The following is a 24,413-nucleotide window of genomic DNA, read 5'->3' as shown; positions in this document are numbered from 1 at the left end:
TGGGTTGTCAGTCGAGGATCTGCGGGCCGAGCAGGTCCTCGACGGTGTCGCGGCGGCGGACCAGGCGGGCCCGGCCGCCGTCCACCAGCACCTCGGCCGGGTGGCCGTGGCTGAGGAAGAGCACCGGCGAGGCGCTCGGGCCGTACGCGCCGGAGCGCAGCACGCCGACCAGGTCGCCCGGCCGCAGCTCGGGCAGATCCACGTTGCGGCCGACGGTGTCGTTCGGTGTGCACAGCGGGCCGGTGACGTTCCACGGGCCGGCGTCCGTGCCGGCCCGGTTGAGCAGCCGCATCGGAAAGTTGCGTTTGACGTAGGAGCCGATGCCGACGGCCGCCATGTGGTGGTTCGTGCCGCCGTCGGTGACCGCGAAACGCTCCCCCATAGAACTCTTCACGTACCGCACGCGGGTGACGTAGGTGCCGCACGGCGCGGCCAGGTACCGGCCGAGCTCCAACAGCAGCCGGGCCCCGGGGTGCGCGGCGTGGAACGCCTCGACGACCGGGTTGAGCAGGTGGGCGACAGCGGCCGGGTCGAGGTCCGGCTCGCCGGGGAAGTAGGCCACGCCGAGGCCACCGCCCACGTCGACCGCTTCCAGGACGAAGTCCAGCCGCTCGGCGAGTCGCTCGGCCAGGTCGATGATCCGGCGGGCGTTCTCGGCGATCACCTCGGGATCGAGGATGCGAGTGCCCAGGTAGGCGTGTACGCCCAGGACGCGTACCCCGGGATGGTTCTTGACCAGGTCGGCCTCGTCGAAGAGCTGCTGCTCGTCGATCCCGAACTGGCGCGGTTTGCCGCCCATGGTGAGGCCGGAGCCCTTGACCGCGAAGCTCGGGTTGACCCGCAGCATCACCGGGGCGATGACGCCCCGCTCCCGGGCCAGCTCGTCGATCACCGCCAGTTCCCCGAACGACTCGCAGACCAGCGCGAAGACGCCCTCGGACAGGCATGCCTCGAGTTCGGCGCGGCTCTTGCCGGGGCCGAGGAAGATGATGTCGCGCGGAGCCACCCCGGCGGCGAGCGCGGTACGCAGCTCCACCATCGACGACACCTCCGCCCGGGCGCCCAGCGAACCGAGCAGGGCGCAGACGGCCACGTTCGGGTTGGCCTTCAGCGAGTAGAAGATCTCCATCGCCGGATGCAGCCGCTCGCGCAGCCCCAGGTACTGCCCGCGCAGGCTGTCGCCGTCGTACACGTAGAGGGGCGTGCCGAACCGCTCGGCCAGTTCGGACATCGCCACGCCCTGGATCGTCATTTCTCCGGTCACTGTCGTGTTCCTTCCGCCACGGCCGCCAGGCGGCCCGCGATCTCCCCGTCCATCGCCGCCAGCTCGTCGGCCGTCGGCGCGGTCAGCAGGCCGTACAGCCGGCCGTCGGCAGCTCCCGCGCCCTCTCGCACCAGGGCGTTCACCGTCGAGAAGTTCTGCACCACCATCCCGGCGTCACCGGCGGCGCTCAGCAGCCACGGCCCGAGCCCGTCCCGGACCTCGCCGAAGCGCAGCGGCCGCGCCAGGCGCAGCGGGTACTGCCGGGCCAGCGCGTACCAGCCCGCCGGCACCAGGTGTTCCTGGAGACCCACCTGGTACGTCGACATGTTGTGCCGCGCGTTGATCTCCACGACCGGATAGACGCCGCCCTCCGGGTCGAGCATCGCGTCCACCCCGACCACGCCGTGGTAGCCGTCGCGGGCGAGCCGGGCGCCGAGCACCGCGGCGCTGTGCGTCACGATCGCGAGCTGGCCCTCGGTGAGCCCGGCCGGCATCCGGTGCCCCTTGTGTACGCCGTTGGCGGTGACCGCCTCCTTGACGAAGTCGAAGTGCACCCCGCCGTCGCGGAACACGGTGAACTGGTAGTTGAGGTCGACGGTCTTGGCGACCCACTCCTCGACCAGCAGCGCCAGCCGCTGATCGCCGGAGCGGTCGGCCCGGCGGCGCAGCGTCCGGTGGATCTGGTCCAGGCGCGCCGCGTCCCGGATCAGCAGCAGGCCCTTGCCGGACACCCCGTACGAGTCCTTGAGCACCACCGGCCGCCCGGCCGCGAGCAGGGCCCGGGCGTGTTCCACCGCCTCGTCCAGGTCCTCGACGGTCTCGCAGATCCAGCCCGCGGACTGGCGCAGCCCCAGCTCGGTGGCGATCCGCCGGCTGTAGATCTTGCCGTTGACGGCCTTGCAGACGGCTGCCGGCGACCCGGCCAGCGCGACCCCGGTCAGCGCGGCGAGCGCCTCCTCGTCCCCGGAGACCCCGTGCGGGACGATCGCGGCCGCCCCGGCCAGGGCGGACAACCGGGCCAGCAGGGCCGGGCTGTCCAGCGCGTCCTGGGTCACCGTGCGGTGCGGGTCCTGGCGGTCGGTGATCAGCAGATGCGGCAGGGCCGTGCCGAGCGTCTCCAGATGGGCCAGGTGCTCCGGGTCCGGCCGGTCCTTGAGCACCACGTAGTCGTCCGGGCCGGCCAGCAGCAGGGCGAACTCGTCCATCCGGTTGACCATCGCGTCACCCGCGGTCAGCGCGACGCGGGGCAGGCCCGGCTCGTCACCGCCCCACCGCTGCTCGACCTCGAAGTTGCCGAGGAACACCAGCGGGATCCGGGCGGTGCCCAGCAACGCCGTCCGCAGCCGTCTGACGAAAGGTTCCTGTGTCGTCGTCATAGCGTCCTGTCAGTGCTCGAAGACCGCGGCGGCGAAGGTCGAACCCAGTCCGACCGCTGCCATCAGGTAGCGGTCGCCGGGCCGTAGCCGGCCCAGCTCGCGGGCCGCGACGTAGTTGAGGAAGGAATCGGCGCAGAAGCAGTGACCGGTGACCGGCATGTTGTCCAGGAACAGGCGCTCCACCGGGATCCCGACCTTGCGCGCCACCCGGACCCAGGACACCCGGTTCACGTTGTGCGGCAACACCACGTCCAGGTCGGCGACGGTGATCCCGGCGCGCGCCACCGCCGCGAGGATCACCTCGGCGAGCGCGTCCGGATAGCGTTGCTGGAACTCCAGGGACATCTGCGCGGTCAGGGACAGCCCGGCGTTGAACTCGCCGTGGGTGGCCGAGGCGTACGACAGCAGCCGGTCGCGCCGGCCCGTGCCGACCAGGACGGCCGCGCAGCCCTCCCCCATCAGCGCGGTGCCGGGGATCATCCGGGCCGACGGGGTGAACGCCTTCTCACCGACGAAGACCAGGGCCAGCGCGCCGGGCTCGCCGTCCTCGGCGAGCAGCCGGCCGGCCATCTCGACGGCGAGCAGCCCTGAGGCGCAGGCGTGCTGGGTGACCGCGAAGGCCCGCGCGTGCCGCAGGCCGAGGGCCCGCACCACGTCGTGCAGCGGATCCTCGGGGTACGGCGCGATCGCCTGCAGGGTCCGGGCCTGCACCACGTACCGGACCTGGGATTCGCGGCCGCGCAGCTCGGACAGTTTCGCCGCGGCGTTGAGCATCAGGTCGGTGATCGTGCCGGTCGGTTCCCGCAGCACCTCGGCCAGTCCGTAGTACCGGCGGAACATCCGGACCTGCGTGTCGGTCAGTCCCAGCTCACCGGCCAGCGAGTCGATCGGCACCCGTTCCGGCGGCAGGTAGGCGGAGACCGCTTCGAGGGCGGTCACGTCCCGGCGTCCAGCGGCAGGCCGGACAGGTACTCGGTGAGCGCGTCGATGCTCGGGTGGTCCCACACGATCGTCGGTTCCAGGGGCACCCCGAGGTGGTCCTCGATCTCGCCGCAGAGCGCGAGCGCGTACACCGAGTCGAGGCCCAGATCGGCCAGGGGCGTGGCGGTGTCGATGGTGGCCGGGTCCCGGTTGGTGAAATCGGCGACGCGGTCCCGCAGCCACGGACGGAGCTGTCCGGCGGCCCGGTGGTTCGGCAAGATGGTCAATTCCGGCTCCTAGGAAGGTCGGGCAGCACGCTGTCGGACAGGTCGAAGGCCCGGCCGGCGGCGTACCGGCGGGCGAGCTCCGCGTGGATCGGGCCGGCCAGCGCGGCCGGTAGCGACCGGGACGTGCCGTCCAGCTCGTCGGCCAGCCGCAGCAGGGCCGCCGTCACCCAGGCCGGGTCGGCCAGGAAGGTTCCGGGGCGGCGCTGCTCGGCCAGCCAGAGGTTCAGGCAGGTGGCGGCGGTCAGCACCGTGGTGTACCGGGCGGTCAGGTCGAGTGCGGCCGGGTCGCCGCCGATCGCCAGGTCAGCCGGACGGAGTCCGAGCGCCGCCGAACGCAGCCGGGCCAGCTCGGCGGTGAAGCGCCGGACCAGTCCGCGCAGCCGGTCGTCGCCGGCCGGCATCGCCTCGGCGGCGGCGAGCAGCTGCGCCGTGAGCGGGTCGGCCGTCGAGGCGATCCGGAGCCGGTCGAACGGCAGGGCCGGAAGATCGGCGTCCAGGTCGTACAGGGCGGGCGGTGGCTCCTGGCCGGTCGCCCAGGAGCGCCGGGCCAGCCGGGGGAGCTGCGGGAGGACGGTGGCCAGGCAGGCGACCCGGGCTGCGTGCCCGAACCCCGCCGGCGCCAGGTCGCGCTGCAACTTCTGGAAGATGCCGTACTCGCCGGTGCGCAGGTAGCTCTGCGCGCCGAGCAGCTCACCGAGCCGGGCCATGGCGCGGATGGATCGGCCGGACACGACGTACTTGACGGCCGAGGCGTACGCGTTGGTGTCCTCGGGCAGCAGGTGCACGGCGCGGGCGACGGTGGTGGACAGGCAGTCGGCGATCAGCAGGTCCGTGAACGCCTCGGCCAGTGCGGTACGGACCACCGGCATGGCGCCCACCGGCCGTCCGCGCAGCCGCCGGTCCTCACCGAACCGCAGCACCGCGCGCAGGCCGGTGTCCAGCACGCCCAGCGTCATCGCCGGCAGCCCGGTCCGGGTGAGCTGGAACGAGCGCAGCGCGACCTCCATGGCCGAGCCGGGCGGCCCGAGCGCCACGCCCGCGTCGACCGGGCACCGGTCCAGCTCGATCCCGCCGAGCTGCACGCCGCGCATCCCGCTGCTGGAGAACCGCGGCAGATACCGCAGCGCGTCCGGCGGCAGCGTGTCCTTCTCCACGAACAACTGGGTGTGGCTGCGGCCACCGGCCGCGTCCGAGGTGCGACTGAAGATCACCATCGCGCTGCACCGCTGCGCGTTGGTGACCACCTCCTTGCGGCCGCTGAGCAGCAGCTCGCCCGGCCGCCCCGGGTCGGCCCGGAAGTCCACCCGCGCGAAGTCGTTGCCGTGTGCCAGCTCGTGGTAGACGGACGCCACCCGCCGGCCGGAGAGCAGCAGCTCCGCCAGCCGTCGCTGCTGGGCATCGTCGCCGCCGGCCCACACGTTGACCGAGGCGATGAACGAGCTGGCGCCGTAACCGAGGCCCAGGCAGGGGTCCCGCCGGAACACCGAGCGCATCATCCGGATCAGCCGGTCCAGGCCGGCCATCCGGCCGCCCCGGGCGACCGGCACGAACTCGGCGTTGAGTCCGAAGTCGTCGAGCATCCGCTCACCGTCGGCGAACATCTCCTGCCGCTCGTCGGCCGCCAGCACGGCCCGGTTCCCGAGGGGGTTCGCCGGGTCCCACGGATCACCGAAGCGGCTCTCCAGCTCCCGCACGGTGCTCATCACGCCTCCTCGGCGCCGTCGAGGTCGAGCACCGAGGGGCGACGGCCCGGGACGAGGACCGCGTACACCCGGTCGTAGCTCTCGGGACGGTCCGGCGCGACGCCGAGGCGGTGCAGCACCCAGGTCAGCGCCGCGTCGAGCCACAGCCCGTCCGCCCACAGCGGGTCGGCGCCGGCGTGCTCGTGGTTGTGCAGCCACAGGTGCACCGCGCTCGCGCCGGCCACGCACAGCTCGTACCGGTGGGCCAGGTCGTAGGCGGCGGGTTCCACGTCGTGCGGCCGTGGGCGGTACCCGGCGAGCTCGGTGTGCAGCAGTTCGGTAGCGGCCAGGAGCGCCTCGGCCCGGGCCGCCGGGCCGCCGGCCGCGCGGACGGCCGGCACCGCAGCGGCCAGCCCGCGCAACGGCAGGCAGCCGCGACCGGCGGCCAGCGAGATCCGGTCCGGGTCCAGCTCGGGCACCGGCACCCGCAGGTCGGCCAGCGACCGTAGCCGGGCCGCGTCCACCGGGCCACCGGGCCAGCCCCGCGCCAGTTGCGGGAACTGGTTGATCAGCGCGTTGCGGTTGACCGGGGTGCTGCCGTCGAAGATCCCGACGATCCGGTGGTCCCGCTCCACCTTCTGGAAGCGTCCGTAATCAGGGATGCCGGTCAGGAAGGCACGGGCGCCGAGTTGCTCGCCGCACCCTGCGATCAGTTCGTCGGTGAGTGCCGGCACGAAGGCCTTGAGCACCGGGGCGAGCACGCCCAGTTCCTCGGTCTCCGCCGTCGCCGCCCGCGTGACCAGGGCGGTCACCGCTTCGGCCAGGAACAGCATGGCGTGCAGCCGGCCCACCCCGCGCCGCAGGTACGGCACGTCGGCCAGCCGCCGGCCGTACAGCCGACGGTCGGTCAGGTACCGCCGGACCAGCGCCAGCGCGTGGTCGGCCGCACCGAGCGACAACGCGGCGCAGGTGGTACGCGTCAACTGCAGGGCGCGCAGCACCGTCTCCAGGCCGGTGCCACGCGCGCCGACCAGGGCCGTCTCCGGTAACCACGCGTCGTCGAGGACGATCCCGCTGATGTCGGCGCCCCGGATGCCGTGGGTCGGCTCCCTGGGCAGGCACCGGTACGAGTGCGCGGGAAGTTCCCGCTTGTCGACGAGCAGCACCGTGAAGCCGCGTGGCCCGCCGGCCGGGTCGGTCCGCGCCAGCAGGCACACCACGCCGGCCCGGGTGGCGTTGTTGATCAGCCATTTCGTCCCGGTCACCCGGTACCCGTCGTCGTGCGGAACCGCCGAGACCTCACCGCCGAGCAGGTCGCTGCCGTGGCCCGGTTCGGTGAGCGCCCAGCAGACGGGCACTCCGGCCAGGATCGTGCCGGCGAGCGCGCGGGCCTGCGCCCGGTCCGCCTCGTCGCGCGGCGGCCGGGCCCAGACCGAGGCCGCGCCGAGGAACGTCTTGCCGTGTCCGATGGCAGTCGTCAGGTCCCGGCGTGCGATCACCCGCAGGACCTGGACCAGGGTGTCGAAGCCGCGCAGCTCACCGCCGTACGCCGCCGGGACGTAGTGCGCCGGCAGGCCGAGCCGGTCCAGGTGCGCGCAGATCTCCGCCGGGAACGCCTCGCTCTCGTCCGCGGCGGCGACCCGGGCGTGGCTGAAGACGACGTCGGCGTCGTCCGGATCGCCCAGCCGCTCGTCGAGGTGCCGGGCCACGGTCGCGGCCAGGGGCAGGGTGGGCGCGGTCATCTCAGGCCCGCACCCGGTCGTCGGACCGGCGCGCGGCCCGGACGCCGTCGGTGAGTTCTTCGTGCTCGGTGCCGAGGGCGCCGGTCAGGAAGAGCATCCGGGCCAGGCCGCGCTGGATCTTGCCGCTGGTCGTGCGGGGCACCGTGCCGGGACGGACCAGCACCACGCTGACCGCGCCGGTCCCGAACTCCCGCGACAGCACGTGGCGGACGGCGGTGACCACGGCGGCGCGGCCCGCCGGGTCGAGGGACCGGGAGCGGCACTCCTGCACCACCACCAGTTCCTCGTGCGGCACCTCGACGGTGAAGGCGGCACCGACACCTCGGGACAGGCTCTCGTCCACCGCGCGCACCGTCACCTCGATGTCGTGCGGGTACAGGTTGCGGCCGTTGACGATCAGCAGCTCCTTGATCCGGCCGGTCACGTAGAGCTGGCCGTCGCGCAGCAGGCCCAGGTCCCCGGTACGCAGGAAGCCGCCCTCGCCGTCGGCCAGCTCGTTGTCGAACACCTCCCGGGTGGCCTCCGGGTTGGCCCAGTAGCCGCGCGCCACGCTGGTGCCACGCAGCCAGATCTCGCCGATCCGGTCGGGCGGTTGCGGCAGCCGGGTGGCCGGATCGACGATCCTGATGTCGAACTCCGGAGTGGACTCGCCGCTGCTTACGAGTTCGCGCACCGGCTCCGGGTGGTCGGCTCCGACCGGTGTCACGACGTTCCGTTCCAGCTCTTCGGCGTCGACAGTGAGCACCACCGGCGGGCGACCGATGGTGGCTCCGCTGACGCTGAGCGTGATCTCGGCCAGGCCGTACCCGGGGCAGATGGCCTCCGGCCGCAGCCCGGCGGCGGCGAATCGACTGCCGAACGCGGCCAGGGTGGCCGCCTGCACCGGTTCCGAGCCGTTGACCGCGCGCTTCCACCGGGACAGGTCGACGCCGGCGATCTGCTCGTCGGTGATCCGCCGGGTGCACAGGTCGTACGCGAAGTTCGGCGCCGGAGAGATCTCGATGTCGTGGCGGTCGATCAGCCGGAGCCAGGTAGCGGGGCGTTTGAGGAACGTGGTGGCCGACATCCCGACGCTGCACCCGCCCCGCGAGAGTGGGGCCAGCAACTGCCCGATCAGGCCGAAGTCGTGGTACATGGGCAGCCATCCGCCGACGCGTACGCCTTCGCCGCCGCCGAGGATCTCGTTGAACGCCCGCAGGTTGGGCAGCAGGTTCGCGTGGTCCACGACGACACCCTTGGGGTCGCTGGTGGAACCGGAGGTGTACTGCAGGAAGGCGATGGTGGACCCGGCGACGGCCGGCCGCCGCCATGCCGCCGCCCGATCCAGGGGGATGTCGTCGAAGGCCAGGCACGGTACGTCGGACAGCCCGGACTCGCCCGCCCAGTCGCGAACCGCGTCGAGGGCCGCGGCGTCGGTGACCACCGCGGCCACCTGGGCGTTGTGCGCGATGCCGGCCAGCCGCTCCCGTTGCCGGCGATATCCGTCCGGCAGCGGGGCCGGGACCGGGATCGCACCGGCGTGCTGGACGCCGAGGAAGTTCTCGGCGAAGGCGGTGCCGGGCTCGTTCAGCACGAGCACCCGGTCACCGGCGCGGACGATGTCGGCGAGCAGCACGGCGATCTGCCGGGCCCGGGCCGCCAGGTCGGCCCACGACACCGTACGCACCCCGGCGTCGCCCGGTCCGGGATCGGTGTCGAAGATCAACGCCGGTCGCTCCGGGTGGACGGCGGCACGCTCCTGCAGCAGGTCGACGAACGTTTCGTGGTCGGGCATCAGGCGCTCCCCGCGGGTCGGTGACGTGCCGGACCCAGCGTCGCGCCGGATCCGGCATGTGCAGAAGGCTCGATCGAGCGGGCGGTTGGGGTAGCCGAACAGGTATGCCAGGCGGTCACGACGCCTCCTGCCAGCCGCCGAGCCAGCCCTGCGACACCCCGGCCAGGCCGATGGCGACCAGCGCCGCACGCCGTTCGACGGTCAGACCGGCGGCGTCCGGCTCCGCCAGGCCGGAGGTGATCCAACTGGTCATCGCGGCCTGGGCGAGCCCGGCCCCGACGGCTGCCGGGGGCCAGACGCCGTCCGCCTCGCCGCGGCGGACCGTCACCGCGTCCGCGCCGAGCAGGTAGCCGGCCGCCCACACCTCCAGGGCGAGTCGCCAGGGCAGGCCCGAGGGCAGGCCGGTGACCCCGAGCAGGCGGTCGAACCCGTCCACCACCTGGCTCACGGTCAGCCCGACCAGGCCGCAGTGATCAGCCCAGTACCAGCCGAAACCGTGTTCGACCGGTTCCCCGCTGCCGGGTCGCAGCGGCCGCAGCAGGCACCGGCTGCGATGCAGCTGCACGGTGTAGGGCAGCTTCTCGTCGGAGCGGCACCGCCGTGCCAGGGCCTCCTCGGCGCTCGTGCTGAACTGCCAGTACGTCGGCGACAGGACCGGAGCCGGCAGGAAGACGGTGGCGTGGAACCGGCCGGGATGCCCGACGATCGTCGGATCGAACCGGTGATCGACCAGGTGCGGCACGGTCCCGACGACCGGGATGCCGGCCTCCCGGCAGAACATCACCACCATCTCGTCGTCGTCCTTGACGTCGTCCGGAATGCCGGCCAGGTAGTCGGCCAGCTCCCGGGCCACCCGCACCGGCAGGACGAACCCCTGGGTGGGGGTCCACTCGAACAGCGACAGCGGCGCGAACGGCCAACCGGCGATCACCGCGCGGCGTACCAGGTACGAGTTCTGCGGGCTGTCCCAGTGCGAGTAGAGCGAGATGCCGTGTTCCGGACGGGCCGCGATCGCGTGGTGGACCTGGGTGGCGAAGCTCCGGATCAGCCGGATGTCGTCCTGCAGCACCAGGTGGTGGGTGGCGCCGTCGGCGACGGCGCGCCAGGCCACCTTGGCGGTACGCAACGGGCTGGGCACCCCGTCCGGGTCCGGATCGGTGACCACCCGGGCGGTCAGCGGGGCGCAGTCGCGCACGAGCGGTGGGATGCGCTCCCGCCGCCGCGGGTGGTGCATGATCGCCACGCTGAGCCGGATCTCGCTGGCCGTCACCGCGCTTCCGCGGCCGAGAGGCCGGCCGGCACGACCGGCTCCCCACCACAGGTCGCCGACCGGTAGGCCGCCTCGATCAGCGCCGTCGTGGTGACGACCTCCCGCATCGGCCGGTCCCAGCCGGTACCAGCGGCCACCAGGCCGGCGAAGTCGGCGAACATGCCGGGGAACCACTCCTGGTGGGTCTGGTCCCGGTTCGGCGGGGCCAGGTCGGTGCGCTCCAGCCCGTCCGCCGTACGCACCTCGGCCATCCCGTCGTGCACGTCGGCGGCGCCGTCCGGGCCGCTGACCAGATAGCGGTTCGACCGGGTGTCACTGACCCAGCTCAGGTCGATCTCGCAGGTCCCGCCGTCGCCGAACTCCAGGTCCAGCCGGGCGGCCACGTCCATCCCGGCGGTGGCGTCACCGTCCGCCCACTGCGCGACGCAGGAGACCGTCCGGGGCGCCTCGCCGAAGAGCTGGGTGGCCATGTACGCGCAGTGCGTCCCGTGGTCGAGCATGATCCCGCCCCGCGCCACCGAGATGTCCCGGCGCCAGTCCGGTTGCCATCCCGGCACTCCGCGGGCGTGCGAGTCACGGGCGATCCGGAACCGGGCCCGCAACGGGCCGCCGAGCCGCCCGCCGGCGACCGCGCCGGTGAGCACCCGCATCATCGGCGAGAAGCCGTAGTTGTGCGCGGGGTAGAGCAGCAGCCCTCGGTCCCGGGCCAGGTCGATCAGGTCGAGCGCCTCGTCGGTGCGCACCGCGACCGGCTTCTCGCAGATCACGTGCAGGCCGGCGGCGAGCGCCTCGCGTTCCAGCTCGACGTGATGGTTCGGTGGGGTGCAGATGTCGACCGCGTCCACCGGCTGGGCGGCGAGCAGCTCGGCCAGTGTCGGGTAGGTGGCCAGGCCGGGGTCGAGCTGCCGGGCCCGGGCCCGCCGCTCCGGCGACGGGTCGAGCACCGCGACGACCCGGCCGGCGGTGACCGTACGGTATGCGTGCAGTCGCCCTTCCCCAGCGGTGCCGAAACCGATGACGGCGATCCTCATGCCGGTACCTCCTCGAGGTGCTGGGGCGCCGCGCCGTCGATCAGGACGCGGCGGATGATCTCGACGGCCTGCTCGGCCAGCTCCGCGTCCACGTTCAGCGGTGGGTAGAGGCGCAGCGTGGTGCCTCCGGTCATCACCAGCACCCCGGCGTCGACCAGTGCCAGGAACGTCTCCCGGAAGGTGCCCTTGTCCAGTGGCCGGCGGGACCGCTTGTCGGCGACCAGCTCGATGCCGATCGCGAATCCGGCGCCCCGGACGTCGCCGACCAGCGGGGACTCGTCGACCAGCGGCTCGAGCGCGGCCAGCATCTCGGCGCCGAGCTTGCTCACGTGGCTGGGCAGGTCCTCGTCGACCAGCACGTCGGTGGTGGTGGCGACCGCCCGGCAGGCCAGCGGGAACGCGCCGAAGCTGGACGAGCTCGCGCTCGGGTCGGCGAACGGACTGGCGGCCATCAGCTCCGCGGTGGAGATCACCCCGGTGACCGGGTATCCGGCGCCCATCCCCTTGCCGACCGTGACGATGTCCGGCGCCACCTCGTCACGCATGAAGGCGAACGACTCACCGGTACGACCGAAACCGGTCATCATCTCGTCGACGATCAGCAACGCGTCGAACTCGTCGGCGACCGAGGCCAGCGCGGTCAGGTAGCCCGGTGGCGGCACCACGTTGCCCGACCGGCCCTGCACCGGCTCGACGACGAGGGCGGCCAGTGAGCCGGTGGAGTTCTCCTTGATGGTCTCCCGCACGGTCTCCACGCAGGCGTAGCCACAACTCGGGAAGGTCATCTTCAGCGGGCAGTGGTAGCAGTTGGCGTACGGTGCGCTGAAATAGCCGGAGGGCAGCGGGCCGAGACCGGCCCGTGCCCCCGCGGTGAGCGCCAGGCTGCCCAGCGTCTTGCCGTGGAAGCCGCCCCAGAACGACAGGAACTCGTGCTTGCCGGTGACCGACTTGGCCAGCCGCAGCGCCGCTTCCACCGCCTCGGTGCCGCCGCTGTAGAGCTGGATCCGGTCCAGCGGCGGCGGCAGGAACTCGCGCAGCGACTCGGCCATCGCCCGGCGGCCGGCCGACCCGAACGCACCGGCCGGCGCGGTGGCGAGCTCTGCGGTGAGGGCGGCGATCAGACGCGGGTTGGCGTGGCCGATCGAGTTGACCCCGCCGGCTCCCTGGAAGTCGATGATCTCGTTGCCGTCCACGTCGACCAGGACCGCGCCGGCGGCGGACTCGACGCACAACTGCGCCCAGAGCATGACGGCCTGCAGGCCGGGTCCGATCACTTCCTGCTCAGCGGCCCAGTGCTGAGCACCACGTGGCCGGTCGGGCGTACGCCCAAAACGCCGGCCGTCGCCTGAACTCTCTGCCATCGCTCCGCCTCTCGGGTGCGGCCGATCCGCCGGTCACGCCGACAGCGGACCGCTTTCCGCCCATGCTCGGGATCCGGCGGCGGGCCCGGGAGCCTCCATCGGCCACGACGAATGGGCATGCCCGGACGGCTGACACGTCCGGGCAGCGCGGCACCGGGGCGGACGCGGTTAGCGTGGCGCCGTGACCAGCACGGTGCAGGACCTCATCGACGTGGCGGCGCAGTCCGCCGTGGACGCCGGCCGGCTGGTCCGGCAGCGGTTCGGCGAACCGACGGACGCTTCCCCGAAGCAGGCGGCCCACGACGTCGTGACCGGGACCGATCTGGCCGCCGAGGCGTTGATCCGCGCCGCGTTGGGTGACGCCGCCGCGCGCTCGACGGTGGTGGGCGAGGAAGGCGGCCGGCAGGACGGCCCCCCGACCGGCCCGGACGACCCGGTGTGGCTCGTCGATCCGATCGACGGCACCTACAACTTCGTCCGGGGCATCCCGTTCTTCTGCGTGTCGATCGGACTGCGGATCGGCGGTCGCACCGTGGGCGGCTGCGTCTACGACCCGCTGCGCGAGGAGTTGTTCACCGCGGCGGACGGCCGCGCCTGGTTGAACGGCGCTGCGCTGCCCACGCGTACCTCCGCGTCGTCGGCGCCGCCGCTCGTGCTGTGCGACATCCCGAACGCCGGAGGGCCGCCGTCCACCACCGAGACCGACCTGCTGGCCGCGCTGCTCACCGCCGCCGCGGACGTGCGGCGGCTCGGTTCGTCCGCGCTGGCGCTGGCGTACGTCGCGGCGGGCCGCGCCGACGTGGCCGCCAACGCGGACGTCTACGACTGGGACACCGCTGCCGGGCGGGCGCTGGTCACCGCCACCGGCGGCGGTTACCTGAGCCATCCCGATCCGCTGCCGACCCGGCGGCGGGGCAGCTTCGTCGCATGGGCCCCCGCGTACGCGACCCTCGGCCGCGCGGTCGGCGAGGCCCTGCAGCCCGACAGCCTCGCGGAGGTCGTGTGACACGCCGGCGCTTTCTGATCATGGGCGGCATGCACCGCAGCGGCACCACCCTGCTGGCCGCGCTGGTCGGCACGAACCCGCAGGTGGCCGGGTTCCGGCAGACCGGCGCGCCGATGGACGAGGGTCAGTACCTGCAGACCGTCTGCCCCTACGACGAGCAGCACGGCGGTCCGGGGCGGTTCGCGTACGCGCCTGGGGCGCACATGACCGAGCACCACGAGCTGGCCAACCCGGCCACCGCCCGGCTGCTGCGCGAGCAGTGGGACCGCTACCTGGATCCCGGCCGCCCGGTCGTGCTGGAGAAGTCGCCGCCCAACCTGTTGCGCTTCCGGTTCTTCCAGCGGCTCTTCCCGGGCTCCCGGTTCGTGCTGGTCAAGCGGCACCCGGTGGCAGTGGCGATGAGCACCCGGAAGTGGACGCCGGCGCTGACCGTGCGGCAGCTCGTCGAACACTGGCTGCACGCCCACGAGCTGGCCCGGGCCGACGCCACACACCTCGACGCGATGTTGACCGTCCGCTACGAGGACCTGATGGACGACCCGGACCGGACGTTGGGGGCCGTCGCGGCCTTCGGCGGCCTTCCACCCGTCTTCGACGTCGGCGACCTGGACCGGGACACGAACACCCGCTACCTGCGGGCATGGCGGCAGGGCCCGGGGGCCGACGACGACCTCGCCGACCTCGCCGATCGGGTCGCACGGTACGGCTACCGGCTGCCCGCGCGCGCCTGAACCGGCTTCGACCGAGAGGGAGAACGGATGTCCCGGTTGCTCATCGTGCACGGCACCGGCGGACCGCGGCGCTCCGACGACTCGGTCCGCCGGGAGTGGATCGGCTCCGTCGAGGACGGTCTGGCGCTGGCCGGCTATCCCGCGGTGGCGCCGGATGCCGCCCTGGTCAACCTCGACGCCCCGGACCGCGTGCCGGCCGTCGGCGACAGCGATCCGGCCGCCGAGGCCGCACTGTTGCGGCGCTGCTGGCGGGCCGCCACCTTCGACACCGAGGCCGGTGCGGAGCCGGTCGGCGCGGACGCGTTGGCCGGCCGGCTGGCCTGGTCCCGATACTTCTGCGGGCTGACCGCCGAGGAGTTGACCGGGACCCTGCGTCAGGTGCTGGCGTTCGCCGCCGGCGCGACGGCCGGGCACGCCGCGATCGACGCCGTACGCGCCGCGCTCACCCCGGACACCGAGATCGTGATCGGCCACTGCCTGGGCGGGGTGGCCGCCGCACTGGCCCTCGCCGACGCCGGCGCCGCCGCCCCCGCGTTGATCACACTGGGCGCACCGCATCCCCCGGCCGTGGGACCGCCCGCCTCCGGACCGGCCGTCTGGGTGGATGTCACCGACGTGCAGGACACGCTGCTCCTCGCGGCCGGGACCGGTCCGGCCGGCGTCACCGAAAGGGTGTCAATCGACTGCGACCCTCGACTGCGCGGCGCTCGCAACTATCTGGCCTCGCCGGAGTTCGGCAAGGTGCTCGGCAGCCTGCTGGAGACGTCTGACGGCGGCTGACCTCCGGAGCATGTCCGGAACGAGACATGGTCCTGGATGGGGCGTGCCGCCGTCCGTTTCGATGATTCGTGTGACTCCGAGTGAGAGGAGCGCGGTCATGACCGCGACGATCGTCGAACACCATCCGCACCGCGAGTCGGCAAGCCTGCGCATCGCACTCGTAATGATCAACGACATCCTGCGGGACGGCCTCAGCATGGCACTTCGCGGCCTGGCTCTGACCACTTCCGTCCGTTCCTACCGCTCGATGCCGGAACTGCTGACCGAGGCCGTCGACAAGCGACCGGAAGTGCTCGTCGTCAACGCGGCCGACGGCGTCGCGGGCATCGCGGCCGCCGCGCTGATCGCCCCGGAGAGCAAGATCGTCATGCTGATCCACGACGCCCATGCCGCCGAGGCGGTACTGGCAGACGGCGTCGTGGTGGACGGCTTCCTGCTTCAGCAGGACCTGTCCGGTCGCACCTTGGAGAACGCGCTCCGGGCGATCATGACCGGTGAGGTGCCGATGCCCGCGGTCCTGGCGCAGCAACTGCTGGCCCGGGCCGGCATTCGCCGTACACCCACCTCGATGGCGCCCATCAAGCTGACGCCGCGCGAGCACGAGACGTTGTTGCTGCTTGTCGAAGGGCTGAGCAACAAGCAGATCGCGCGACGCCTCAAGATCTCCGACCACGGCGCGAAGCGGCTGGTGGCAGGGGTACTGCTCAAGCTCGGCTGCACCAATCGGACGTCGGCGGTGGTCACCGCCATCCGCTCCGGCCTGGTGGAGTGCGCGTAGGGCGGGCGGCGCGGGGCGACCGTACACAAAGGTGGCGGCACCGCAGCGGTGCCGCCACCCGCACGGTCCCTCAGACCGCCTGTCGCAGCGGGGGCCGCTCGTAGAGGCCGTGCACGGCCAGTTTGATGCCGAGTTCGAGCCGACTCCGGGCACCCACCATCTGCATGATCTGCGTGACCTGCCGCTGGACGGTACGGGTGGACACGGCCAGCGCCCGCGCGACCACGTCGTCGGTGGCCCCGCCGGCCAACCGCCGCAGCACGTCACGCTGCAACGGGTTGAGCCTGCCGTGAAGGTCACTGAAGTCCGCCCGCGCCTCGGACCAGTGGTGGTGGAAGATCGTCGTCAGCGCCTGCACAGCGGTCGGCGAGCGAACGGCCAGCGGCGACGTGGCCCCGCCCCGCGACACGATCGCCAGGTTGCGGTCCAGCACGACCATCAGCGTCGGCGAGTGCTTTCCGCTCCGCACGTCGGCCCGGACGCCCAGCAGGGCCCGCAGCCGGGCGCCCCGGTCCAGCAGGGTTTCCCCGGCCACCACCACGCGCACCCGGGCGGCTCCGGACCATCCGGCCAGAGGCGGCCAGGTCCGGCCCGGCTCCTGATCGGACAGCAGCGCACAGTTGGCCGGAATCAGCGCGAGCACCTCGTCGCGCGCGGCTCTGATCACCCGCGCCGCCAGACGCCAGCCGGCGGCCTCGGCCTCGATGACCTTCGGCTCGGGATCCACGGCTTCGTTCTGCATCAACTCTCCCCCGAGTTGACGTCGCCGACACGTGGTCATGCGACAAGCGGACAGTGATTGAAAGGTAGCGATGGGCGAACGTCGCGGGTACCGGGAAATCCCTGCCTCGCCGAGCCGGATTTCACCGGCTCACCCCGGGCCGGCGTCCGTATGGAACGGCGCTAAGGTCCCCAGCCGCCGGAGCTGTTCGACCGGAGGTACATCAGCACTGCCCGTACCCGCCGGTGCACACCCTCCGCCGCGTCGATCTGCAGCCGCTCCAGAATGCTCGTCACATATGACTCGATGGTCTTGCTGCTCAGCCGCAGACGGTCGGCTATCGCCCGGTTGGTAAACCCCTGCGCCATCAGTGCCAGCACCTCCTGCTCCCGGACGGTCAGGCGGTCGATCCGGCCACCCGTCCGGCGCCGGGCCATCAGCTCCTCGACCAGGGCCGGATCGATGACCGCTCCACCGCTCGCCAGCTCACGCAACGCGGTGACCACCTGCTCGACGTCGAGGATGCGCTCCTTGAGCAGATATCCGACGCCACCCTCACCCGAGTTGACGATCGCCAGCGCGTACTCCGTCTCGATGTGCATGGAGAGGACCAGCACGGCGATGCCGGAGTAGTCCCGCCGGATCCGCTCGGCGACGGCCAGCCCTTCGGTGGTGTAGGTCGGCGGCATCCGGATGTCGACGATCACGGCGTCCGGACGGTGCCCGGCCACCGCGTCCAGCAGTTCGTGCGCGTCCTTGACCGCCGCGAGCACTGTCATCCCGGCCTGCCGCAGGAGGGCCGACAAGCCCTCCCGGATCAGCACCGCGTCGTCTGCGATGACGATGCGCACGGGATCACCGTCCGCAGCGTCGTGCCGACGCCGGGTCGGCTCTCCAACTCCAGCCGGCCGCCGAGTGCTTCGGCGCGGCGGCAGAGGTTACTCAGACAGTCTTCGTCGTCAAGGGTCCGAGTCGAGCCGGAGCCGTCGTCGCACACCTCCAGGTACAGGCAGTTCTGCTCCATCCGCATCCGGATCACCACCGTCGAGGCGCCCCCGTGCCGGACCGCGTTGGTCAACGCCTCCGCCACGACGAAGTAGGCGGCTTCCGCCACCTCACGCGGAACCAGGCGAGGCCGGCCCTCGATCCGCACCGTCACCGGCGTGTTGGTGGTCAGGGCGGCCAGCGCCTCGTGCAGCTCGCGCCGATCCAGCGCGGGCGGACGCATCCCTCGGCTCAGCAGCCGCAACTCGGTGAGTGCCATGCCCAACTCGGTGACCGCCGCGTCCAGGTGAGCGTCCGCCTCGGCGGTGTCCCGCTTCGTCCGGCGCGCCATCTGCACCAGCAGGGTCGCGGTGACCAGCCGCAACTGCGCGCCGTCGTGCAGGTCCCGTTCGATCTCGCTGCGCGCCCGGTGCCGGCCGTTCCGCGCCTCCTGCTCGTAGCGACGTTCCCAGAGCGCGGCGTCGGCCCGCCAGCCGCGTGCGTTGGCGAGCAGCACCGACGGCGGTATCAGAATCTGCAGGACCACACCTGCCGCATTACTCACCAGCCAGGCCAGATGGGGCGTAGTGGTCAACACAGGCACCATCGCCGCGGCGCTGACCTGCACGCAGAGGAGGATGCCCGGAAGCGCGACGACCCGCTGCGCGCGCTGCCATCGCCTGATCAGGTGGACGGCGAGCCAGATCGCCACCACCGAGACCACCAGCCGCGCGGCCACCGGCCCGTACGGCTCGGCGGCCCAGCCCGGCTCGGGAAGGCAGGCCAGGCACGGGTCGATCGGGCTGGCCGGAGCGGCATAGCTGTCGATGACCAGCAGCGGCAGCCCGCCGAGCGCGGCGGCCAGCAGGACGCGATCCGCCCGGGTACGCGTACGGCCGTGCGGCTGGGTGACCAGGACGGCCACCAGGAGAGTCCAGATCAGCGGGTGCGCGACGGCGGCCACTCCGGTGCCCGTCTCGCCGTGCAGCGGCCCGGTGCTCCGGGCCAGCCACACCATCGCGACGGTGAAGAACAGTGTGCCGGTCACCGGGTTGGCGGCCGACCCGATCAGGATCATCCCGGCGGTGCCGTAGGAACAGACCAGAGCCAGAGCCGTCGCGACGAAGAACGTGGTCTCCGCGTCACCAGACTGGATCACCCGAACCGCGGCGACCACGCTCCCGCCCAACATCACACAGACCAGCATCGCGACAGCCGCGCCCCGCAACGCTGGCCCCGCGTCGACTCGGCTGACCCTGCCGGGCATCGGAAGCCGGACCAATCGTCCCTCCGCGGTCGGTAGCCGATGGAGCCGACCAGTGGACGGTGGTGAACCGATGAACGGTCGCTCGACGGTCGCGACGCGATCCCTGAAGATGATCAGACCGCCCGAATCGATCTCCTCGATCGGCGTCAATACTATCGCATCGCCGATTAATTGGGGGCAGGTAAATTGCATAAGAGTTTCCACAAAAGCGGTCATTACTCACCCACAGCCGCCGTAGCGACCCCAAGCGCTCGAACCGGACAGTCCGATGAGCCGCAGCCCGATATCACCTATGATTCTGCGGGTATTTGGCTTCCATTCGTAGCAGCAGGTCGACGCCCTCCCTATCCGCCCCGCCCCGGCCGCACGGCAGCGAATTCCACCCTGCGGGCAGGCTCCGACGACGGAGCAGTTCGGCAGCCAGATCGACGCGCCACGCGACAGCCCGGCCGGCCGGGAAGCCGGCACGCATCCCAGCAATCAGGATAATTGTCGTCCACTCCCGGGAAACAGGCCCGCGCATACCGTCGGCAGCCAGATGTCGGGGCGCCGACACAATAGAGATAGTCCGGGGCGATCCCGGCAAGGCGTGATCGGCATCCATCCGAAACCCGCCCGACCGCAATTTGCCTGGCCATGCGCCGCACAGGACCGAACTGCGCGTCCGAAAGGTGACCTCGTCCCGAGCACTACTCGCCTCTGCGGCTGCCCTGGAACGGCGGACAACATCGTTCCGGACGAAGCAGTAGCGTGACGCATCGATCGAACGAGAGGCAGGCGACCGTGGCGGATCGGCGCGCGGTACTCGCTCCGGGAACGGGGCTACGACACCCGGGGGCCGCTCTTCGTCTACATCGGGGAGGCGTTGCGCCGACTCGGCTTCGACGTGCCGGCGCTGTCGACAGCTGACGGTCAGCGGCGCTCACGTGACCGGCGCCGCGCCCACACCCCCGCCGCCACCGCCGCGACGAGCGGCACGAGGCAGCAGATCGCCAGGACGGACAGGTGCCACGGCTTGATCGCTCCCATGGGCCGAACGATAGGCGTCGCTGTCCACACCCGCTACGCGGAGGCTCGGGCGGCCTTGCCGTCCAGCCACAACGTGTCGCTGTCGTCGCGGTGCGAGCCGGTGGAGCCGACGTGCTTGACGCTGATCTTCGGCCCGTTCTTGATCACGTGGACCAGGGCCATCGCGTGTCCCCTGCCGAGGCCGTACTCGTCCTTGAGCCAGCCGACGATCACGCCGGCCTTCACGTCCGCCGCGTCGTAGCCACGCTCCCTGGCCTGGTCGACCAGGACGCGCGGGGTCTTGCCGGTCTTGTCCTCGATCGCGTCGAGGTATGCCTGGAACGACATCTGCCCAACCCTTCGCTCGGGAGGTGGTGACAACTCCACCCTCCCGGGCCAGGCGGTGCCGATCAACGCCGGACCGGGCCACCGTCGTTGCCTCCGGGGCAACGATCGCCGTCGGGCGAGACGCCGGAGAGCCCGGCCCGCGTGGTTCGCGGGCCGGGCTCTCCACACCTCGGGGTACGCGCTCAGCGCTGGAGGGTGAGCAGTCCGGGGCGGTAGGGCAGGAGGCCGTAGTCGCCGCCGGAGTTGGGGGAGCGGCCTTGGTAGAGCAGTTGGAGGTTGCAGGGGTCGACGGTGAAGGTCTGGTCGGCGGTGGTGCGGATCAACTCGCCGTGGCTGATGTCGTTGGTCCAGGTGGCGCCGCTGTTGGCCTTGCCGGCGAAGGGGTTGGATTCGGTGGCGGCCTGCGGGGTCCAGGAGCCGCCCAGGCTGGTGGCGGTGAAGGACCGGAAGTAGCGGCCCTGGGAGCCGATGGCCTCGACGATCATCAGGTAGCGGGTCTGGCCTTGCAGCTTGTAGACCTGCACGGCTTCGAACAGGTTGTTCGTCGAGTCGCTCATGATGGTGGTGTAGTTGGAGCCGAAGCTGCCGGGGAAGTTTCCGATCGGCATGCTGGAGCGGTAGATCTTGCCGTTGTCACCGGCGAAGAACAGGTACATGTTCTGGTCGTCGGCGATCAGGGTCTGGTCGATCGGGCCGGTGCCGGAGCCGGAGATGCTGCCGGTGAACAGCGGCTGCGCCGACGACCAGCCGTTCGGGTTGGTCGGGTTGGTCGAGGTGCGGTAGGAGAACGCGGTCGGGCCCCACTGGTAGGCCAGAACCCAGATGTTGCGCGGCGCGAAGTAGAACAACGTCGGCGCCACAGTCCCCGAGGACATCGCGTTCTGCGACGCCGTGGCCATCTGCGACCAGTTGGAGAACAGACCGAAGTTCATCGACCCCCACGACGAACCGGTGTCATGCGTGGTCGCGTAGACCAGGTGCTGCCCGTTGTAGGGCACCACTGTGAAGTCCTTCAACGACACCCAGCCCGAACGCGGCTGCGCCAGCACACCCGTCGACGACCACCGGTACGACGACGGCAGATTGCAGGTGCCACCCGGCGGCGGCGTGGTGGGCGGCGCCGTGGTGGGGTTGCCGCCGCCGCCGTCGACGCGGACGAGCTGCCACTGCTGGTTGGCGCCGTTCCAGTCGTCGTACTGGACGATGTTTCCGCCGTCGGCGGTCGAGGCGCCCTGCACCTCCACCACCTTGTTGCTGTTGCGGTTGATCAGGCGGACGTACCCGCTGTCGGAGTCGGCCAGCCGGAACTGCTGGTTGGTCCCGTTGGTGTCGGACCACTGCACGATGCTGCCGCCGTTTGCGGTCGACCAGTTGTAGACGTCGAGCACCTTGCCGGACAGCCGGGACTTCAGCCGGTAGTAGCCGCCGCCGGAGTCGACGAACTGCCACTGCTGCTGGTTGCCGTTGTTGCGCGACCACTGCACGATCCGCGCGCCGTCGTTCGTGGCCAGGTTGTAGACGTCGAGCGCCTTGCCGCTGTTGCGGTTGACCAGGACGTACCAGGCACTCGTGTCGACGCTCGCGGCGGCGGCGGGCGCGGACACGACCGCCACGGCGCCGGCGCCGACGAGGAGCGCCGCGGCGCCTGTCGCGACGACTCGCGGCAGCCATCCGCGCCGTCGTGGCGGCGACACCGTCGATGGGGATCTACCAAAAGCAAACATGTTCCTCCCTCAGATCACATTTGTGAGCGCTAACAATTAGCGCTGGCGCACTGACCCCACACCCGGCCTGCCACCCGGCCGCCCGCGCCCGCTCGGCGACCCGTCGCTCCCGCCGCGCTGTGCCATCGACTGTGAGCGATAACACGTCGTTCGTCAAGTCGTAACAGTCGATGGATGCCGGGCCCGACGGCCACGGAGGTCATGTCGGCTTGTCGACCCAGCACTAGCGACGCCCGCATGGCGGCCCGACAGTGCACACGGCTGGAGGGCGGTGGGGGATTTGGGGCAGCCGGCGGACGAATCCGTCATGATCCGGGACTGGTTCAGCGTGCCGCGGGTGTCCGCCGAGGACCGGGCCGCGGTCTTCGGCGTACGCACTCAGGACCCGCGGGTGGAGTTCGTCGCGCTGACCGTCAAGTACTGGATGGACGCCCACGCCACCCGGTCGATGACCCGCGACCGGGTCCTGACCGCGATGAGAGGCCGCATCACCACCGACAACGTCTGGGACCTGGTCGCGATGCTCGCGAAACTGCGGCTGGCCGAGGCGTTCTTCGACCTGGCCGCCTCCGACGTCGACACCGACGGCGCGTTCCGCCGCCACCTGCTCGGCCTCGACCCCGCGCTGCTCGACGCGATGCGGCACTACGCGGCCTGGAACGGGATCAACCCGAAGCTGTTCCTCGACGGGTTCGCGGTGGGTGTCGGGGAGTCCGTCGCGACGGTGGTGGTCGACCTCGGCAAGCTCGTGCAGTTGATCGGCCGGCTCCAGCAGGAACAGTTCACCACGCTCATCGTGCTGACAGTCGATCCCCGCGCCGGTGTGCAGCGCATCGCCGACCAGGCCACAGTCGTACGCCAAGCGCTGGCCGGGATCGTGGCCGCGCTGGACCCGACAACCGTCCCGGAACGGTTGCTGGCGCTGTGGCGCGGCTGGGCGGCCGAGTTCGCCCGGCACCTGGAGAACCTCGACCCGTTCGCCGCCGGCCGACTGCTCGGGCGCGTCGCCGGCGACCTGTACCAGGTGCTCACCGGACTGGTACATCTCGCCCGGCTGCTCGGCGGCGTCGCGGTGCGCGCCGCCGTCCGGTACGTGCCGCTGCTGCTCGCGGGCGCCCGCGAGGCGCGCCTGCTGACCGCCCAGATGGCCGCGCTGCTGGTGGCGATCGGCCGGGCCGCGATCGCCGCCACGCCCCGGGTGGGGCTGGCCGTCCTGCGCACGCTCTTCCCGCCGAAGGTGCTCGACGCGCTGTTCCGGCAGGGCCGGGTGCTGCTCGCCGACGCCGAACTGACGCTGAGCGTGTTCAACCAGGCGGCGCACGCCGAGGCGTTCGCGGGCGCCGGGGCGGGCACCCGGCTCGGCGCGCTGGTCAGCCTCGACGGCCGGCCCGTGCTGATGGCGAGCATGTCCGAGACGGTGTCCTCGGCCGGCCGGGCGGCGACCCGCGCCGAACTGAACGAGGCGCTGGACGAGATCATCAAGCGGATCGAGGACCTGCGCGAGCTGAAACCGCCGAAGACACCCCGGGACATCCAGGCCGCCGTCGTGCGCGCGGCCATCGCCCGGCAACTGGAGCAGCGGCTGACCACCGCGTTCAACCGGGCGCTCCAGACCGCCGCGTACGAGGAGTTCCGCGCGCTGCGCAAGGCCGGGCAGGCGCAGCCCTGGCGGCTCGGGCAGCAGGTGCACCGGCGGATGGCCGCCGAGGTCGCCCAGCTCGTCGGCCGGTCACCGGGCCTCGAGGCGTTCGCGGAGAAGTCGCTGGCGACAGTGGTCGAGGCGGTCCGCGCGGCCCACCCGGAACTGGCGCCCGCGCTGCGCGGCTCCGAGGCGGTGCTGCGCCAGACGGTCGCCCAGATGCTGCTCGGCCACCCGGACCGGGACCTGCTGCTGCGCCTCGTCGGCTTCACCGGCAACCCAGCCGCGACCGGGGCGGAGAAGGCCCTCGCCGGCCACCTCGCCGAACGGTTCCGGTGGAAGGCGTCCACCACTGTCGGGGACCTCCGTTCCGACCTGCTGCTCGTCGACCCCGATGCGGCCCGCGTCACGAACGTCGACTGGACCTCCTCGACCAAGCTGGAGCGCTTCGAGAAGACCTGGGGCACCGTCGCAGACGACCTCGGGGAGACGTTCGACGGTCGCTGGGAGGCGATCGCGGAGGCGTACCAGCGGGCCGCCAAGGGCGGGGTGCCAGCAGAGGTCGTCGCCGGTCTCGAAGAGCTGACCGCGCACGCCGTACGCGAGACGGTCGTCCGGCAGGCCGCCCTCAGTCAGTTGTTCCCCGGGTTCTTCGTCACCTCGCACGAGATGACGTACCAGGGGCTGCACTCCCTGTTCACCCTGCCGCTGTAGAGGAG

At 71.9% G+C, this 24,413-nt stretch carries 20 protein-coding genes; 5 read left to right on the top strand and 15 right to left on the bottom strand.

Annotated features, from left to right (window positions below; genetic code table 11):
• Window positions 1-7 precede the first annotated feature (7 nt).
• The 10 genes from lysA to AMK25_RS30115 form a co-directional block, all read right to left on the bottom strand.
• The gene (lysA, locus tag AMK25_RS30160; RefSeq protein WP_143194819.1) at window positions 8-1,264 is read right to left on the bottom strand and encodes a diaminopimelate decarboxylase; all 1,257 of its coding nucleotides are present in this window, start codon (window positions 1,262-1,264) and stop codon (window positions 8-10) included.
• A complete protein-coding gene (locus AMK25_RS30155; protein ID WP_073831750.1) occupies window positions 1,261-2,640 on the bottom strand; it encodes an ATP-binding protein in 1,380 nt (459 codons plus the stop codon). Before AMK25_RS30155 ends, lysA begins: the two co-directional genes overlap by 4 nt.
• A gap of 9 nt (window positions 2,641-2,649) precedes the next feature.
• Window positions 2,650-3,579, bottom strand: coding sequence for a ketoacyl-ACP synthase III family protein (locus AMK25_RS30150; RefSeq protein WP_073831749.1), 930 nt, complete (start codon window positions 3,577-3,579; stop codon window positions 2,650-2,652).
• Window positions 3,576-3,848, bottom strand: a complete 273-nt coding sequence (locus AMK25_RS30145; RefSeq protein WP_073831748.1) for an acyl carrier protein — start codon at window positions 3,846-3,848, stop codon at window positions 3,576-3,578. Before AMK25_RS30145 ends, AMK25_RS30150 begins: the two co-directional genes overlap by 4 nt.
• A complete protein-coding gene (locus AMK25_RS30140) occupies window positions 3,845-5,551 on the bottom strand; it encodes an acyl-CoA dehydrogenase family protein (RefSeq protein WP_073831747.1) in 1,707 nt (568 codons plus the stop codon). Before AMK25_RS30140 ends, AMK25_RS30145 begins: the two co-directional genes overlap by 4 nt.
• Window positions 5,551-7,272: an acyl-CoA dehydrogenase family protein gene (locus tag AMK25_RS30135; RefSeq protein ID WP_083664873.1), complete on the bottom strand. Its 1,722-nt coding sequence runs from the start codon at window positions 7,270-7,272 to the stop codon at window positions 5,551-5,553. Before AMK25_RS30135 ends, AMK25_RS30140 begins: the two co-directional genes overlap by 1 nt.
• 1 nt (window position 7,273) lies before the next feature.
• Window positions 7,274-9,046 (bottom strand): fatty acyl-AMP ligase, encoded by a 1,773-nt coding sequence (locus AMK25_RS30130; protein WP_073831746.1) that lies wholly within the window; start codon window positions 9,044-9,046, stop codon window positions 7,274-7,276.
• Window positions 9,047-9,161: 115 nt separating this feature from the next.
• Window positions 9,162-10,316: a hypothetical protein gene (locus AMK25_RS30125; protein ID WP_073831745.1), complete on the bottom strand. Its 1,155-nt coding sequence runs from the start codon at window positions 10,314-10,316 to the stop codon at window positions 9,162-9,164.
• Window positions 10,313-11,347 (bottom strand): Gfo/Idh/MocA family protein, encoded by a 1,035-nt coding sequence (locus AMK25_RS30120; protein ID WP_073831744.1) that lies wholly within the window; start codon window positions 11,345-11,347, stop codon window positions 10,313-10,315. The genes AMK25_RS30125 and AMK25_RS30120 overlap by 4 nt, the downstream gene beginning before the upstream one ends.
• Complete coding sequence (locus AMK25_RS30115; RefSeq protein WP_158070688.1) at window positions 11,344-12,621, bottom strand: aspartate aminotransferase family protein; 1,278 nt, start codon at window positions 12,619-12,621, stop codon at window positions 11,344-11,346. The genes AMK25_RS30120 and AMK25_RS30115 overlap by 4 nt, the downstream gene beginning before the upstream one ends.
• A gap of 268 nt (window positions 12,622-12,889) precedes the next feature.
• Here AMK25_RS30115 and AMK25_RS30110 point away from each other — a divergent pair, with 268 nt between their 5' ends.
• The 4 genes from AMK25_RS30110 (at window position 12,890) to AMK25_RS30095 (ending at window position 16,003) form a co-directional block, all read left to right on the top strand.
• The gene (locus AMK25_RS30110) at window positions 12,890-13,714 is read left to right on the top strand and encodes an inositol monophosphatase family protein (RefSeq protein ID WP_073831742.1); all 825 of its coding nucleotides are present in this window, start codon (window positions 12,890-12,892) and stop codon (window positions 13,712-13,714) included.
• Window positions 13,711-14,445: a sulfotransferase family protein gene (locus AMK25_RS30105; protein WP_158070687.1), complete on the top strand. Its 735-nt coding sequence runs from the start codon at window positions 13,711-13,713 to the stop codon at window positions 14,443-14,445. Before AMK25_RS30110 ends, AMK25_RS30105 begins: the two co-directional genes overlap by 4 nt.
• Before the next feature lie 27 nt (window positions 14,446-14,472).
• Window positions 14,473-15,225 (top strand): hypothetical protein, encoded by a 753-nt coding sequence (locus AMK25_RS30100; protein WP_073831740.1) that lies wholly within the window; start codon window positions 14,473-14,475, stop codon window positions 15,223-15,225.
• Window positions 15,226-15,322: 97 nt separating this feature from the next.
• Window positions 15,323-16,003 carry a response regulator transcription factor gene (locus AMK25_RS30095; RefSeq protein WP_073831739.1) on the top strand — a complete coding sequence of 227 codons (681 nt, stop codon included), beginning with the start codon at window positions 15,323-15,325 and terminating at the stop codon, window positions 16,001-16,003.
• Between the two features lie 70 nt (window positions 16,004-16,073).
• Here the strand turns inward: AMK25_RS30095 and AMK25_RS30090 are convergent, their stop codons facing one another.
• From AMK25_RS30090 to AMK25_RS30065, 5 genes are all read right to left on the bottom strand, one after another.
• Window positions 16,074-16,745: a helix-turn-helix transcriptional regulator gene (locus AMK25_RS30090; protein ID WP_073831738.1), complete on the bottom strand. Its 672-nt coding sequence runs from the start codon at window positions 16,743-16,745 to the stop codon at window positions 16,074-16,076.
• A 161-nt stretch (window positions 16,746-16,906) separates the two neighbouring features.
• Entirely contained in the window at window positions 16,907-17,575 is a 669-nt protein-coding gene (locus AMK25_RS30085) for a response regulator transcription factor (protein ID WP_073831737.1), read from the bottom strand.
• The gene (locus AMK25_RS30080) at window positions 17,542-19,191 is read right to left on the bottom strand and encodes a sensor histidine kinase (RefSeq protein ID WP_143194817.1); all 1,650 of its coding nucleotides are present in this window, start codon (window positions 19,189-19,191) and stop codon (window positions 17,542-17,544) included. Before AMK25_RS30080 ends, AMK25_RS30085 begins: the two co-directional genes overlap by 34 nt.
• Before the next feature lie 846 nt (window positions 19,192-20,037).
• A complete protein-coding gene (locus tag AMK25_RS30070; RefSeq protein ID WP_073831735.1) occupies window positions 20,038-20,331 on the bottom strand; it encodes a DUF4287 domain-containing protein in 294 nt (97 codons plus the stop codon).
• A gap of 182 nt (window positions 20,332-20,513) precedes the next feature.
• The gene (locus tag AMK25_RS30065; RefSeq protein WP_073831734.1) at window positions 20,514-22,055 is read right to left on the bottom strand and encodes a non-reducing end alpha-L-arabinofuranosidase family hydrolase; all 1,542 of its coding nucleotides are present in this window, start codon (window positions 22,053-22,055) and stop codon (window positions 20,514-20,516) included.
• Between the two features lie 307 nt (window positions 22,056-22,362).
• Between AMK25_RS30065 and AMK25_RS30060 the strand changes: the two genes are divergently transcribed.
• Window positions 22,363-24,408: a hypothetical protein gene (locus tag AMK25_RS30060; protein ID WP_241826562.1), complete on the top strand. Its 2,046-nt coding sequence runs from the start codon at window positions 22,363-22,365 to the stop codon at window positions 24,406-24,408.
• The last annotated feature ends 5 nt before the right edge of the window (window positions 24,409-24,413 follow it).

Source organism: Micromonospora sp. TSRI0369 (genome assembly GCF_001905625.1).
GTDB lineage: Bacteria > Actinomycetota > Actinomycetes > Mycobacteriales > Micromonosporaceae > Micromonospora > Micromonospora echinospora_A.
Note: the sequence above shows the minus strand (reverse complement) of the source record. Positions and strands in the feature narration are given on the sequence as shown.

Coding starts and splice junctions, on each gene's coding strand:
- AMK25_RS30090 (WP_073831738.1), bottom strand. CDS start 16,745: ATGCAGAACGAAGCCGTGGATCCCGAGCCGAAGGTCATCGAGGCCGAG.
- AMK25_RS30140 (WP_073831747.1), bottom strand. CDS start 5,551: ATGAGCACCGTGCGGGAGCTGGAGAGCCGCTTCGGTGATCCGTGGGAC.
- AMK25_RS30120 (WP_073831744.1), bottom strand. CDS start 11,347: ATGAGGATCGCCGTCATCGGTTTCGGCACCGCTGGGGAAGGGCGACTG.
- AMK25_RS30130 (WP_073831746.1), bottom strand. CDS start 9,046: ATGCCCGACCACGAAACGTTCGTCGACCTGCTGCAGGAGCGTGCCGCC.
- AMK25_RS30135 (WP_083664873.1), bottom strand. CDS start 7,272: ATGACCGCGCCCACCCTGCCCCTGGCCGCGACCGTGGCCCGGCACCTC.
- AMK25_RS30155 (WP_073831750.1), bottom strand. CDS start 2,640: ATGACGACGACACAGGAACCTTTCGTCAGACGGCTGCGGACGGCGTTG.
- AMK25_RS30070 (WP_073831735.1), bottom strand. CDS start 20,331: ATGTCGTTCCAGGCATACCTCGACGCGATCGAGGACAAGACCGGCAAG.
- AMK25_RS30065 (WP_073831734.1), bottom strand. CDS start 22,055: ATGTTTGCTTTTGGTAGATCCCCATCGACGGTGTCGCCGCCACGACGG.
- AMK25_RS30080 (WP_143194817.1), bottom strand. CDS start 19,191: ATGACCGCTTTTGTGGAAACTCTTATGCAATTTACCTGCCCCCAATTA.
- AMK25_RS30100 (WP_073831740.1), top strand. CDS start 14,473: ATGTCCCGGTTGCTCATCGTGCACGGCACCGGCGGACCGCGGCGCTCC.
- AMK25_RS30060 (WP_241826562.1), top strand. CDS start 22,363: ATGATCCGGGACTGGTTCAGCGTGCCGCGGGTGTCCGCCGAGGACCGG.
- AMK25_RS30095 (WP_073831739.1), top strand. CDS start 15,323: ATGACCGCGACGATCGTCGAACACCATCCGCACCGCGAGTCGGCAAGC.